A 13,261-nucleotide genomic window follows, 5' to 3' on the forward strand; every position below is an offset into this window, starting at 1 on the left:
GATACCTGAGCTAGTTTCGCACATCGATATTCAACAGGCCAGCGGAGACTGCCATGCGCGCCCACCAGATCATGACCCGGTCGGTCATTTCGGTTACCCCCGACACCAGCATCGTCGAGGCGGCAAACATCATGCTGAAACGGCACGTCAGTGGTCTCACGGTGGTCGACGATACCGGCAAGCTGGTCGGCGTCGTTTCCGAAGGAGATTTCATTCGCCGCAGCGAAATCGGCACCGGGCGCAAGCGCGGTCGTTGGCTGCGGTTCATTCTCGGTCCGGGCAAGTCGGCCAGTGATTTCGTCCATGAGCACGGCCGCAAGGTCGCGGAGGTGATGACCGCCTCGGTCGTGACCATCACGGAGGACACCGCGCTTGCCGAGATCGTCGATCTCATGGAGCGGAACAACGTGAAGCGGCTGCCGGTGGTGCGCGGCGACAAGGTGGTTGGGATCGTGTCGCGCGCCAATCTGCTGCAGGCGGTGGCAGGGCTCGCCCGCGAAGTGCGTGATCCGACGGCGGACGACGATCACATTCGCAGCCGCATCATCGATACCATGGAGAAGAACGACTGGTGCCCGTTCGGGCTGAACGTCATCGTCCGCGACGGCATCGTTCACCTCAGCGGCGTCATCACCGAAGAGCGCACGCGGCAGGCCGCCATGGTCGCCGCGGAGAACGTAGAGGGCGTGAAGAAGGTGCACGACCATCTGTGCTGGGTCGACACCATGTCGGGCATCTATCTGAACTCGCCCGAGGACGACGATCTCGCCAAAGCGAGCTGACAAGGCCAGCTGGAGCCAGTGCGATTCAGCGTGGAATGACGGCGGTGGCCTCGATCTCGACGCGTGCCGCCTTTTCCACCAGGCGCACCACCTGCACCAGCGCCATCGCCGGATAGTGTGCGCCGAAGATGGTACGGTAGATCTTGCCGAGCTCCTTCAGGTTGGACAGGTACTCGTCCATGTCGACGACGTACCAGGTCAACCGCACGAGATGCTCGGGCCGCGCGCCGGCCTCAGTCAGGATCGCGGCGATGTTGCTCAGGGTCTGACGCACCTGCGCGACAAAGCCGTCGGCAAGATGCTCCTGCGCATCCCAGCCGATCACCCCGCCGGTGACGACGATGAGCCCCTCAGCGGCCATGCCATTGGCATAGCCCTTCGGCATCGGCCACCCCGACGGCTGGAGCACCTGCACCCGCGAACGAGTGTCATCCTCGGCTGCTGTCGGCAGCACTGCGAGCTGCGGGCCTTTCGGCGTCGTCACGGACAATTCGTCATCCTTCTCTTATTCCGCCGCGACGCCTGAGGACGTCGCCGCGGCCTGCGCCAGTTGCCGCAGGGCAAAGCGCTTCAGTTTTCCGGTCTCGGTCTTCGGCAGTTGCGTCACGAACTCGATCGCCCGCGGATATTTGTAGGGCGCGATCTCGCGTTTGACATGCTCCTGCAGCTCGGCCATCAGTTGTGCATCCGCCGTCACGCCGGGCGCCGCAATGACATAGGCCTTTACGATCATGCCGCGCGCTTCGTCGGGTGCGCCGACCACGCCGCACTCGGCGACCGCCGGATGCGTGAGCAGCGCCGCCTCGACATCGGTGCCCGCGATATTGTAGCCGGCCGATACGATCATGTCGTCGGAGCGGGACTGGTACCAGAAGTAGCCATCGCCATCCATCAGATAGGTGTCGCCGGTGATGTTCCAACCGTTCTGGACGTATTTGCGCTGTCGCTCGTCGGCGAGATAGCGGCATCCGGTCGGCCCGCGCACCGCAAGCTTCCCCATCGTTCCCGGCGGCAAATCATGGCCGTCATCGTCGACGATCTTGGCCTCATAGCCCGGCACGGGCTTGCCCGTCGCACCGGGGCGGATCTCCTCCTCGGTCGCACTGATGAAGATGTGCAGCAGCTCGGTCGAGCCTATGCCGTCCATCAGCTTGATGCCGGTGGCCTTGAGCCAGGCGTCGAATGTCGGCTTGGGCAGGGTCTCGCCGGCGGAGACGCACTTTCGAAGCGAGGAGATGTCGCGCCCCGAAAGCTTGCCGATCATCGCGCGGTATGCCGTCGGCGCTGTGAAACAGACCGTGGTCTTGTATTGCTCGATCGCCGTCAGGATTTCGTCCGGCGTCGTCTTCTCCAGCACGACAAAGGAGGCACCGATATGCATCGGAAACAGCACGCCGCCGAAGCCGAAGGTGAAGGCAAGCGGTGCCGAGCCGACGAAACGGTCGTTCTGCTCGGCACGCAGGATGTTGCGCGCATAACCGTCACACACAGCGAGCATGTCGCGGTGGAAATGCATGGTGCCCTTGGGATCGCCTGTCGTGCCCGACGTGAAGGCGATCAGGCAGATGTCGTCGGCGGCCGTATCGACGGCCCTGAACTCCGGGCTCGCATCGGCGATCAGCGCCTCGAGCGCGTCGGCGGCGCCATTGCCCCAATAGACCACGTGCTTGAGACCGGGGGCCGCGGCTCTTGCCTTCTCCATTTCCTCGGCGAGCTTGCCGTCGCACAGCGCCAGCGTGATCTCCGCCTTCTGGATCGGATAGGACAACTCCTTGGCGCGCAGCAGCGGCATCGTCGCCACCACGATGCCGCCGGCCTTGATCACTGCGAGATAGGTCGCAACCATCATCGGATTGTTGGCCGAGCGCAGCAGCACGCGACCGCCGGGAACAAGCCCGAGCTTGCCGACCAGCACGTTGGCAATGCGATTCACCAGCGCTTGCAACTCGCGATAGGTGTAGCTGACGGCGGGGCTGATGACGCAGGGTGCCTCGCCATGTCCCTGCTCGACCCAGCGATCGAGGAAATAACTGACGCAATTCAATCGCGGCGGATAGTTCAGCTCCGGCCGCGTGAAGATGAACTCGGGCCACAGCTCGCGTGGCGGCAGATGCTGCCGCGCAAAAATATCGACATGGGCCGTCGCGGCGTTGCCGTCATGCGAGCCCGTCACTTGAACCTTGGCGGCGTTGGCCATCGCACGCTCCTTTCAGCATGGATTGCACCCGGCAGCACGATCTGGAAAACATTTTAGGCTTAAAACAATTCGACGCAATAGCGGATTTTGGGCATCCCATGCTTTTTCCAGCGGCAGAAGGGATTGGGGCGCCGTTCTTACGTCCGGCGGCGCGCGGCCGATTTCTGCGCCGACGCCTTGGTCTTGGCGAGCAGCCGCATCAATTCGCGCACGTCCTTCGGCGAGAGGTCGACGAACAGATCGGCGATCCAGGTCTCGTGCTCCGCGGCCATCTTGCGGAACTCGGCGCGACCGAGTTTCGTGAGGCGGATCACCTGGACTCGGCGATCCGTCTCCGAGGTCCGACGGTCGAGATGGCCGGACTCCACGAGGCGCTCGACGAGACCGGTGACGTTGCCGTTCGACACCATCATCCGCTTGGAGACATCGGACAGCGTCATGCCGTCGGGCGCCTTGTCGAGCTGCGCCATCAGATCGAAGCGGGGCAGCGTGACGTCGAACCGCTGCCGCAACCGGCCGCGGACCTCGCCTTCGATGAGCGTCGTGCAGGTCAGGAGGCGCAACCACAGCCGAAGCTCGTCGGCGTGGTCCTCCGGCGTTTCGACGGCCTTGGTCTCGGAATCGAGCATCGCGGTGCAGTCACTCTCGGCGGGCATTGGCGCCGGCACGGATTCCCCAACGTTTTGAGCTTCAAATAAATTGGAGCCGGCCGCAAGTCCAAAGCTGCAACAATCGATCGCACGCCAATTTCTTTAGGCTTCAAATAATTGGCGCGCTGCTTGCATGCGCCGCTACGCGCGGGATGGCGACACATTGAGCTCTGCTTGCCGCGGCCGCCATCATCGGCATAAGCTTGGATCAGAGTACGCGGCTTGCTACGCAAGCCCTGATGTCACGGGGGACAGATCATGAGAATGCAATCGACCTTGGCCGCAGCCTTGCTGCTCGGCACCGCAATGACCCCTGCACTGGCCCAGGAGAAGATCAAGCTCGGCGTGATCGTGACCCTGTCGGGACCGGCCGCAGCGCTTGGTCAGCAGGTTCGCGACGGCTTTGCGCTCGCGGTCAAGGACCTCGGCAGCAAGATGGGCGGCCGCGACGTCGAGGTCGTCGTGGTCGATGACGAACTGAAGCCGGACGCAGCGGTGACCAAAGTCAAGGGACTGCTCGAACGCGACAAGGTCGACTTCGTGATCGGCCCGATCTTCTCCAACATCCTGCAGGCGATCCACCGGCCCGTGACGGAATCGAAGACCTTCCTGATCAGCCCCAACGCGGGCCCCTCGACCTTTGCCGGCAAGGACTGCAACCCGTTCTTCTATGTGACCTCGTATCAAAACGATCAGGTGCACGAGATCCTCGGCAAGGTCGCGCAGGATCGCGGCTACAAGCGCATGTACCTGATGGTGCCGAACTATCAGGCCGGCAAGGATTCGGTGGCGGGCTTCAAGCTCGACTACAAGGGCGAGATCGTCGAGGAATCCTACATGCCGCTGAACACGCTGGACTTCCAGCCGGAGCTGTCCAAGATCTCCTCGCAGAAACCCGATGCGCTCTTCACGTTCATGCCGGGCGGTCTCGGCGTCAACCTCGTCAAGCAGTACCGGCAGGCCGGCCTCGCCGACAGCATTCCGGTGCTCTCAGCGTTCACGGTGGATGAATCGACCTTGCCAGCGCAGCAGGACGCGGCCGTCGGCATGTTTGGCGGCGCCAACTGGGCGCCCAATCTCGACAATCCCCAGAACAAGAAATTCGTCGCGTCCTACGAGGCCGCCTATAACGTCGTGCCCGGCACCTACGCCTTCCAGGCCTACGACGCCGCGATGCTGATCGACAGTGCAATCAAGGCCGTGAAGGGCGATCTGTCGAACAAGGATGCTGTGGGGGCCGCGCTGAAGAAGGCTGATTTCACCTCGCTGCGCGGCGCCTTCAAGTTCAACACCAACGGCTATCCGATACAGAATTTTTATCTGACCAAGGTCGCCAAGCGTCCGGACGGCAAGTTCCAGACCGAGATCGTCCAGAAGGTGTTCGAGAATTACGGCGACCGCTACGCCAAGGACTGCAAGGCGGCGAACTAAAGCCGCGACGGGTTACGGGAGGACTTCAATGAGCAGCGAAATCACCGGCATCACACGAGCCAATGAGGGCATCCAGGGCATTTCCTGGAACATCCTGGGCCAGACCTATGTGCCGAAGAGCAAGACCGAGCACAGTTTCTCCTGGCACGCGACCTTGCCCCCGGGCACGTTCGTGCCGCCGCACATTCATCCCGACCAGGACGAGTATCTCTATATGCTGGAGGGCAAGCTCGACTTCATGCTCGGCAATTCGGAATCGCAGGCGACCGCGGGCGACCTTATCCGGCTCGGCATGGGCGTGCCGCACGGCATCTTCAACAAGTCGGAGCAGACCGCAAAAGTGCTATTCTGGGTCTCCCCGACCAAAAAGCTGTTCGACCTGTTCTGGGGCCTTCACAACATGAAGGAACAGAAGCCGGAAGACGTGGTGGCGATGGCGGCCGAGTTCAACATCCACTTCCTGCCGCCGCCTCCCGGCGGCTAGCCGCGCGTTAGCCACGCACCGCTGCAAGCCCCGGCACGGCGGCGAAACCGGCCTTGGTGGCGTAGCCGCGCACGATGGCCTCGCGCTGGGAATAGCTGAGCACGTTGTCGACATTATCGAAGCCGTCGGGTGCAAGCTGCTCGACAGCGTCGATGACGCCCTCGGGACCGCCGCGCCGGTTGGAGCGGACGATATCGGCCGTCATCGGCAGGCGCTTCTTCTCGTATTCGAGCAGCGCCTGGCTTGGATGCTCGGCGCGCACCAGCGCATCAGCAAGGCAGCGCGCATCGAGGATCGCCTGTGACGCGCCATTGGACCCAACCGGATACATGGGATGCGCGGCGTCGCCGAGCAGTGTGACGCGTCCGGACGACCAGTACGGCAAGGGATCGCGGTCGCAGGTCGGATATTCGTAGAATTCGGGCGTCGCCGAGATCAGGCTCTTCACGTCGACATACGGCACGGAGAAGCGGGCGACATGCGGCATCAGCTCCTCGCGGCGACCCGGCCGCGACCAGTCTTCCTTGCGCGGTGGCGGCGCATTGCCCTCGCCTACCTTCACCAGCACGGCCCAATTGGTCAGGCGGCTCGCCGGGCTCGATCCCTCCGCGATCGGATAGATCACCACCTTGGCATTGAGGCCACCGGCCACGATCATCGATTTACCGGTGAGGAACAACGGCCAGTCGCGCGCACCGCGCCACAACATCAGGCCGTTCCAGCACGGCGGCCCCTCGTTCGGGAACAGCGTGTCGCGGACGCGGGAATGGATGCCATCGGCGCCGATCAGAATGTCGCCGCGCGCAGTGTGGACATGCGCGCCGGCCCGGTCGAAGAAATAGGCTGTGACGCCGCCCTCGTCCTGCGTGAACGCACCAAGCCGGCAGCCGGTGTGGATCGCCTCATGCCCGAGCCGCTCCTCCACGGCGCGATGGATGACGCCCTGAAGCCGGCCGCGATGAATCGAGAATTGCGGCACGTCGTGACCGGCGTCGATGCCGCGGGCTTCGCGCCAGACCTCCTGGCCGTGACGGTTGAGGTAATAGAGCTGATCGGTTCGAACAGCGACGTCGTCGAGCTTCTGGAGTAGGCCAAGGCCGGCAAGCTCGCGCATGGCATGCGGCAGCGTGTTGATGCCGACACCGAGCTCCCGAATGGTGTCCGCCTGCTCGAAGATCTCGCAGTCGAGGCCGCGTGACCGCAGCATCAACGCCGTGGTGAGACCACCGATACCGCCACCGACGATAATCGCCTTCATCGCCCTTACTCCACTCGAAACACTTGAGGCAATGAGGTTAACGTCGCACGGGCGGTTACTCCGCCGCAAGCGGCTTTGTCGCCTCCGCCTTGAGCTCGGCCCGTGTCTTGGGCTTAGCCTTAATGCGTAGCTCCTCAAGATCCTGACGGTCGCGGACGCTGTTGCGGAAAATCTGATCCATTCCGGGCAGATATTGCGGCGGGCAGAACGCGTCCGTTGCCCCGTACCAGGCCGCCGCCTTGATGGTGAAGAAGGGATCGACCAGATGCGGCCGGCCAAGGGCGACGAGGTCTGCCCGGCCGGCGGCCAGAATGGTGTTGGCCTGGTCGGCCGTCGTGATGTTGCCGACGCACATCGTGGCCACGCGGGCCTCGTTGCGGACCTGGTCCGAGAACGGCGTCTGGAACATGCGCCCGTAGATCGGCTGCGCATCGCGAACGGTCTGCCCGGTCGAGACGTCGACGAGATCGACGCCGGCCTCGGCGAAGGCGCGCGCAATCGCCACCGCATCGTCGCCGGTGATGCCGCCGTCAGCCCAGTCGGTCGCGGAAATGCGTACCGACATCGGCTTGTGCGGCGGCCACGCCAATCGCAGCGCTTCGAAGATCTCGAGCGGGAAACGCAGACGGTTTTCGAGCGAGCCGCCATACTCGTCCGTACGGGTGTTCGTCAGCGGCGAGATGAAGCTCGCAAGCAGATAGCCATGGGCACAATGCAGCTCGAGCATGTCGAAACCGCAGCGTTCGCCGCGCTCGGCCGCCGCGATGAAAGACTCCCTCACCGCATTCATGCCGGCGCGATCGAGCTCGCGCGGCACCTGACTGTCGGGAAAATAGGGCAGCGGCGACGCCGAGACGACATCCCAGCCACCCGCATCCAGCGGGCGATCCATACCATCCCACATCAGCCTGGTCGCGCCCTTGCGACCGGCGTGCCCGAGCTGGAGGCAGATCCTTGCAGCCGAGTTGCCGTGGACGAAATCCACGATGCGCCGCCAGGCGGCCTCCTGCTCGTCATTCCACAAACCGGCGCAGCCCGGCGTGATGCGGGCATCACGGCTGACGCAGGTCATCTCCGTGAAGATCAGGCCGGCACCGCCGATCGCACGCGATCCGTAATGCACCAGATGGAAATCAGTCGGCACGCCCTCCTTCGCCGAGTACATGCACATCGGCGACATCACCGCGCGATTTGCGACCTCCATCTCCCGCAGTCGGAATGGCTGGAACAGCGGCACCACCGGCTTTGAGATATCGACGTCAAAGCCGCTGTCGCGAACCTGCTTGGCAAACGACTTCTCGACTTCCGCAACGAAATCCGGCGCGCGGAGCTTCAGATTGTCATAGGTGATTGCCTTCGAGCGTGTCATCACGCCGAAGGCAAACTGCACGGGATCGAAATCCCAGAAGCGGTCGACATGCTCGAACCAGACCAGCGAGACGTCGGCAGCGTGCTGCGTCTTCTCGACTTCCTCACGGCGGCCGTGCTCATAGAGATCGAGCGCTGCCTCGGTGCTCGGCGCATTCTGCATCGCCTCGGCCAGGGCAATCGCGTCTTCCATCGCGAGCTTGGTGCCGGAGCCGATCGAAAAATGCGCGCTCGCCTTGGCATCGCCGAGCAGCACCATGTTGTCCTTGACCCAGCGCTTGCTGCGGATCATCGGGAAATTGCGCCACATCGAACGGTTGGTGAGCAGCTTGTGACCACCGAGGAACCAGCCGAAAATCTCGGCCATTCGCGCAGCGGATTGCGTCTCGTCCAGACCCGTCAGGCCGGCCCGCTCGAACGTCTCCGGATCGGTCTCGAAGATCCAGGTCGAGTGTCCGGCTTCATACTGATAGGCGTGGGCGATGAACGGCCCCCACTCGGTCTCCTGGAAGATGAAGGTGAAGGCATCGAGCGGCCTGGTCGAGCCCATCCAGGCGAACTTGTTGGAGCGGAGGTCGATCTCCGGCTGAAAGTGATCGACGTATTTCTCGCGGAAGCGGCTGTTGATTCCGTCGGCAATCAAGACGAGATCGGCATCTGCGAACCGGGATTCGTCGTCGATGTCCACCTCGAAGTGCAGGACGACGCCAAGCTCCCGGGCCCGCTCCTGGAGGATCAGGAGCAACTTGCTTCGGGAGCATCCGCAAAAGCCGTTACCGCCGACCCGGTGGACGGTGCCGCGGAAATGCACGGCGATGTCGTCCCAGTACGCGAACTCCTGGGTGATGCGACGATAGCTCGGCGGATCGTGTTTCTCAAAATTGTCCAGCGTGGCATCCGAGAACACCACGCCGAAGCCGAAGGTGTCGTCGGCCCGATTGCGCTCATACACCGTGATGTCGGCGCCCGGGCGCTGCTTCTTGAGCAGGATCGCAGCGTAGAGACCCGCAGGTCCGCCACCGATGATCGCGACTTTCATGGGAGCCTCGCCAAGTTCACCCGGCCACAAAACTATTTTAAGCCTAAAATAATTTCGCGCAAGTCCCCGTTGCTGGCCCGGCGTCGGACAAAGACGCCGTCTAGTCGCCCCTGAATACCGGCTTGACCTTGTTGGCGAAGGCCTCGAAGGCGCGCTCGAAATCGGTCGTGGTCATGCACAGGGCCTGGGCAACGGCTTCCGCCTCGATCGCCTCCTCCACCGACATGGCCCATTCCATCGCCAGCATCCGCTTGGTCATGGTGTTGGCGAAGGTCGGCCCTTCCGCGATCTGCTTTGCCAGCAGTTGCGCCTGGGGTAGCACCTGCTCCGGCGTGACGATGCGGCTGAAAAAGCCCCAGCGTTCGCCTTCCTCCGCGGTCATGAACCGGCCGGTGTAGAGCAACTCGGAGGCGCGGGACTGTCCGATGATCCGCGGCAGGATCGCGCAGGCGCCCATGTCGCAGCCAGCCAGCCCCACCTTGTTGAACAGGAACGCCACCTTGGTCCCGCTCGCCGCGAGGCGCATGTCGGATGCCATCGCGACGATCGCACCGGCCCCGGCACAGATGCCCTCGACCGCGGCTATGATCGGCTGCGGGCACGCGCGCATCGCCTTGACGAGATCGCCCGTCATCCGGGTGAAGGCCGTGAGCCCCTTGGTGTCCATCTTCACCAGCGGGCCGATGATCTCGAACACGTCGCCACCGGACGAGAAATTGCCGCCGGCGCCGGTGACGACGATGGATTTGACCTCGTCGTCGAACGCGCAAGCGCGGAAGAGATCGGTCAACTCCCGATAGCTTTCGAACGTCAGCGGATTCTTTCGCTCCGGCCGGTTGAGCGTGACGGTCGCGACACCGTCGACCACCGCCAGCAGGAAGTGCTGCGGCGAATAGTCCGCGAGCGGAATGGTGACGGGATTTGCTGGCCTGCTCATGCGATCTCCTTGGCTTCCTTGTTCCGCGCCTGCGCCATGCACGCTAGACCTCGCCCCCGGCCACGGCAATCGCCTGCCCGGTGATCGCGCCGGCACCCTCGCCGCACAACCAGAGAACTGCGTCTGCCACTTCCTGAGGCGTGATCAGGCGCCCTTGCGGATTGTGCTTGGAGAGCTCTGCGATTGCCTGTTCGCGGCTACGCCCTGTCTTGTTCATGATGTTCTCGATGCTGCCAGCGACGAGATCGGTGTCGGTGAAGCCGGGACACACCGCGTTCACGGTGACGTTGCTTACGGCCATCTCGAGGGCAAGGGAACGCACCAGGCCGATCACGGCGTGCTTGGCCGCGCTGTACGCGCTGACGTAGGCATAGCCTTTCAGGCCCGCGGTCGAGGCGACCGCGACGATACGGCCATAGGGACGATCCTTCATGCCCGGCAGCACAGCACGGATGGCGTGGACCACGCCCATGAAATTGACATCCATCATGCGCGCAAAAAGGGCGGCGTCCGACTTCGCGAATGGCGCGGATTCGGCGCTGCCTGCATTGGCAATGAGGATATCAATCGGCTGCCGCGCGCTCGCCTCGGCAATGGCGGCCTTCAACGACGCTTCGTCCGAAACATCGGCGACGGCCGCGAAATGCGCGGCGCCGGAATCGACCGCCTCTGCGAGAGTCGCCGCATTCCGGCCAAGCACGGTTACGGTGGCGCCGGCACTGACGAGAGATGCCGCGATCGCGCGGCCAATGCCGCGACCGCCACCTGTCACCAGCGCGTGCGGCGAGTGCGGCAATCCGGACATGCGCTGGCTCCCTGAGATCTCGTGATCGTTCTTCCGATATATTTTAACCTTCAAATTTTTGCAACGAAAGCGGCGATCGCCGCCGCGAACGTCACCCGAGAGCGCGGCCCGAAAATTGCTTTAAGTATAAAATTATCACTTCCCATCCCCCACAGGCCTGTTAGCATCAAAGGGCCAATCCAAAGGATGTCGCGTGTCGCAGCCTGCGCCAAAGATAACAAGGGACGGACGCTTCGCCTATGAAGCCGCGGGCAATCCGAACGCGACACCTCTGATCTTCCTGCATGGCATCGGTGGCGCAGCGCGGGCCTGGCGGCGGCAACTCGCCACGTTCAGCGACCGCTTCCGCACAGTCGCATGGGATATGCCGGGCTACGGCAGATCGGCGCCGCTCGCCAGCGTCAGCATCGCTGCCCTGGCGGAGGCGCTCCAGCAATTCATCGAACAACTCGGCGCAGCCAGACCCATCCTGGTCGGTCACTCGATCGGCGGCATGATCGTGCAGAAGTGGCTGGTGCGGTCTCCAGAGCTGGCACAGGCCGTCGTGCTGGCACAAACCAGTCCGGCCTTCGGCAAGGCTGACGGCGACTGGCAAAAATCGTTCATCGCGGCGCGGCTCGGGCCGCTCGATCGCGGCGAGACGATGAAGTCGCTGGCGCCTTCACTGGTGAAGGAGCTCGTCGGCGACGATCCCGATCCGAACGGGATGGAACTTGCACGCGAATGCATGGGAAGCGTGCCGGAGGCGAGCTATCGCGCCATGATGCTGGCTCTCATCGGCTTCGATCAGCGCAGCACGCTCGGGAATATTTCCGTCCCTACGTTACTGCTGTCGGGATCCAAGGACAACAATGCGCCCGCGCCCATGATGGCGAAGACGGCAACGTACATTCCTGGGGCTGAATATGTCGAGCTCGCCGGCGTCGGCCATCTCGCCAACCTTGAACGCCCCGACGCCTTCGACGAAGCCCTTGGCAAGTTCCTGAACTCTCTCGCGACCAAAGCGTAAGGTGACTGCAATGACCATGCAAGTCAGCAAGACTATCGGCACGACTGACAAGGTCGCGCTGGACGCTCCGATCTTCGATCCCGTTGCATTCCGCTTGAGCGACGAGCAGGCCGGCATCATCACACGGGCAAGGGAGATCGGCCAGAGCGTGTTCGCCGGTCGCGCCGCCACTTACGATCGCGAGGCGGCCTTTCCGGTCGAGAATTATCGCGACCTGCATCGCGTCGGCCTGCTCGGCATCGCCGTTCCGAGGAAACACGGCGGGCTCGGCGCGAACTACCAGACCTATGCGCTGGCGGCGGCCGAGATCGGCCGCTATTGCGGCGCAACCGCGCTGACGTGGAACATGCACGTGTGCTCGACCCTGTGGTCTGGCCCGCTCGCCGACGATCTCGACATGGACGCCGAGACCCGCGCGGAGCACGAGCGGCGTCGTGCGGTCCACTATAAGCGCATCGTCGATGACGGCGCGATCTATTCGCAGCCCTTCTCGGAGGGTGGTGCGGCCGCCGCCGGCGGCGTCGCGTTCGGCACGGAAGCAAAACCCGTGGAAGGCGGCTGGATCGTCAGCGGCAAGAAAATCTTTGCTTCGCTCTCCGGTCATGCCGACTATTACGGCGTGCTCTGCACCGAGATCGAGGAAGGCGAGAAGGCGTCGCGCCGCAACACGCTTTATCTCGCCATCTCGGCCAAATCCGAAGGCGTCTCGGTCGTCGGCGACTGGGACCCGCTCGGCATGCGCGGCACGGTTTCACGCACGTTGCTGTTCAAGGATGTGTTCGTGCCGGACGATTCTGCGCTGATGCCCCGCGGCGTCTATTTCCAGGCCGCGATGCGCTGGCCGCACATGTTCCTGACGTTGTCGCCGACCTATATGGGCCTGGCGCAAGCCGCCTATGACTTCACCGTACGTTATTTGCGCGGCGAAGTGCCGGGAATGCCGCCGGTCAAGCGTCGGATGTATCCGACTAAGCAGATCGCGGTCGCGCAGATGCAGATCAAGCTGGAGCAGATCAAGGCGATCTGGTTCCAGGCCGTCACCGAGGCCTGCGCCAATCCGAGCAAGGAACAGGTGCTGCGCGCCTATGCCGCGCAATATTCGGTGATGGAGGGCGCCAACGAGCTCGCCGCGCTCGCGATCCGCACCTGCGGCGGCCAGGCCATGCTTCGCTCGCTGCCGCTGGAGCGGATCTACCGCGACAGCCGCTGCGGCTCGCTGATGCTGCCCTGGACTGCCGAATTGTGCCTCGACCGGATCGGACGCGAGGCGCTGTACGAGACCGGCGAGACGGACGACTGAC

At 63.5% G+C, this 13,261-nt stretch carries 12 protein-coding genes; 5 read left to right on the top strand and 7 right to left on the bottom strand.

The window, feature by feature from the left end:
* The first annotated feature begins 53 nt into the window (after window positions 1-53).
* Window positions 54-782, top strand: coding sequence for a CBS domain-containing protein (locus CIT39_RS24450; RefSeq protein WP_094972593.1), 729 nt, complete (start codon window positions 54-56; stop codon window positions 780-782).
* Window positions 783-807: 25 nt separating this feature from the next.
* Here CIT39_RS24450 and CIT39_RS24455 read toward each other — a convergent pair whose 3' ends face one another.
* The 3 genes from CIT39_RS24455 to CIT39_RS24465 form a co-directional block, all read right to left on the bottom strand.
* Window positions 808-1,266 (bottom strand): RidA family protein, encoded by a 459-nt coding sequence (locus tag CIT39_RS24455; protein ID WP_094972594.1) that lies wholly within the window; start codon window positions 1,264-1,266, stop codon window positions 808-810.
* Between the two features lie 21 nt (window positions 1,267-1,287).
* A complete protein-coding gene (locus tag CIT39_RS24460; RefSeq protein ID WP_094972595.1) occupies window positions 1,288-2,979 on the bottom strand; it encodes a benzoate-CoA ligase family protein in 1,692 nt (563 codons plus the stop codon).
* Window positions 2,980-3,116: 137 nt separating this feature from the next.
* Window positions 3,117-3,635, bottom strand: coding sequence for a MarR family winged helix-turn-helix transcriptional regulator (locus CIT39_RS24465; RefSeq protein ID WP_162308659.1), 519 nt, complete (start codon window positions 3,633-3,635; stop codon window positions 3,117-3,119).
* Between the two features lie 252 nt (window positions 3,636-3,887).
* On the opposite strand from CIT39_RS24465, the gene CIT39_RS24470 reads away from it, so the two are divergent.
* Together CIT39_RS24470 and CIT39_RS24475 are read left to right on the top strand one after the other, a co-directional pair.
* Window positions 3,888-5,060: an ABC transporter substrate-binding protein gene (locus tag CIT39_RS24470; RefSeq protein WP_094972596.1), complete on the top strand. Its 1,173-nt coding sequence runs from the start codon at window positions 3,888-3,890 to the stop codon at window positions 5,058-5,060.
* A gap of 28 nt (window positions 5,061-5,088) precedes the next feature.
* Window positions 5,089-5,544 (top strand): cupin domain-containing protein, encoded by a 456-nt coding sequence (locus CIT39_RS24475; protein WP_008555525.1) that lies wholly within the window; start codon window positions 5,089-5,091, stop codon window positions 5,542-5,544.
* Between the two features lie 7 nt (window positions 5,545-5,551).
* Here CIT39_RS24475 and CIT39_RS24480 read toward each other — a convergent pair whose 3' ends face one another.
* The 4 genes from CIT39_RS24480 to CIT39_RS24495 form a co-directional block, all read right to left on the bottom strand.
* Window positions 5,552-6,802, bottom strand: a complete 1,251-nt coding sequence (locus tag CIT39_RS24480; RefSeq protein WP_094972597.1) for a flavin-dependent oxidoreductase — start codon at window positions 6,800-6,802, stop codon at window positions 5,552-5,554.
* A gap of 55 nt (window positions 6,803-6,857) precedes the next feature.
* Window positions 6,858-9,209: a bifunctional salicylyl-CoA 5-hydroxylase/oxidoreductase gene (locus tag CIT39_RS24485; RefSeq protein ID WP_094972598.1), complete on the bottom strand. Its 2,352-nt coding sequence runs from the start codon at window positions 9,207-9,209 to the stop codon at window positions 6,858-6,860.
* Between the two features lie 100 nt (window positions 9,210-9,309).
* Complete coding sequence (locus CIT39_RS24490; protein WP_094972599.1) at window positions 9,310-10,146, bottom strand: enoyl-CoA hydratase family protein; 837 nt, start codon at window positions 10,144-10,146, stop codon at window positions 9,310-9,312.
* A 43-nt stretch (window positions 10,147-10,189) separates the two neighbouring features.
* Window positions 10,190-10,951 (bottom strand): SDR family NAD(P)-dependent oxidoreductase, encoded by a 762-nt coding sequence (locus CIT39_RS24495; RefSeq protein WP_094972600.1) that lies wholly within the window; start codon window positions 10,949-10,951, stop codon window positions 10,190-10,192.
* Between the two features lie 193 nt (window positions 10,952-11,144).
* Between CIT39_RS24495 and CIT39_RS24500 the strand changes: the two genes are divergently transcribed.
* Window positions 11,145-11,960, top strand: a complete 816-nt coding sequence (locus CIT39_RS24500) for an alpha/beta fold hydrolase (RefSeq protein WP_094972601.1) — start codon at window positions 11,145-11,147, stop codon at window positions 11,958-11,960.
* Window positions 11,961-11,970: 10 nt separating this feature from the next.
* Window positions 11,971-13,260: an acyl-CoA dehydrogenase family protein gene (locus tag CIT39_RS24505; protein WP_094972602.1), complete on the top strand. Its 1,290-nt coding sequence runs from the start codon at window positions 11,971-11,973 to the stop codon at window positions 13,258-13,260.
* The last annotated feature ends 1 nt before the right edge of the window (window position 13,261 follow it).

Origin of the sequence: Bradyrhizobium symbiodeficiens (assembly GCF_002266465.3) — a bacterium.
In the GTDB taxonomy this organism is placed as follows: domain Bacteria; phylum Pseudomonadota; class Alphaproteobacteria; order Rhizobiales; family Xanthobacteraceae; genus Bradyrhizobium; species Bradyrhizobium symbiodeficiens.

Bases quoted from the DNA above. Each gene is read 5' to 3' on its own strand.
- CIT39_RS24480 (WP_094972597.1), bottom strand. From the start codon at position 6,802: ATGAAGGCGATTATCGTCGGTGGCGGTATCGGTGGTCTCACCACGGCG.
- CIT39_RS24490 (WP_094972599.1), bottom strand. From the start codon at position 10,146: ATGAGCAGGCCAGCAAATCCCGTCACCATTCCGCTCGCGGACTATTCG.
- CIT39_RS24470 (WP_094972596.1), top strand. From the start codon at position 3,888: ATGAGAATGCAATCGACCTTGGCCGCAGCCTTGCTGCTCGGCACCGCA.
- CIT39_RS24505 (WP_094972602.1), top strand. From the start codon at position 11,971: ATGACCATGCAAGTCAGCAAGACTATCGGCACGACTGACAAGGTCGCG.
- CIT39_RS24495 (WP_094972600.1), bottom strand. From the start codon at position 10,951: ATGTCCGGATTGCCGCACTCGCCGCACGCGCTGGTGACAGGTGGCGGT.
- CIT39_RS24465 (WP_162308659.1), bottom strand. From the start codon at position 3,635: ATGCCCGCCGAGAGTGACTGCACCGCGATGCTCGATTCCGAGACCAAG.
- CIT39_RS24475 (WP_008555525.1), top strand. From the start codon at position 5,089: ATGAGCAGCGAAATCACCGGCATCACACGAGCCAATGAGGGCATCCAG.
- CIT39_RS24485 (WP_094972598.1), bottom strand. From the start codon at position 9,209: ATGAAAGTCGCGATCATCGGTGGCGGACCTGCGGGTCTCTACGCTGCG.
- CIT39_RS24460 (WP_094972595.1), bottom strand. From the start codon at position 2,979: ATGGCCAACGCCGCCAAGGTTCAAGTGACGGGCTCGCATGACGGCAAC.
- CIT39_RS24450 (WP_094972593.1), top strand. From the start codon at position 54: ATGCGCGCCCACCAGATCATGACCCGGTCGGTCATTTCGGTTACCCCC.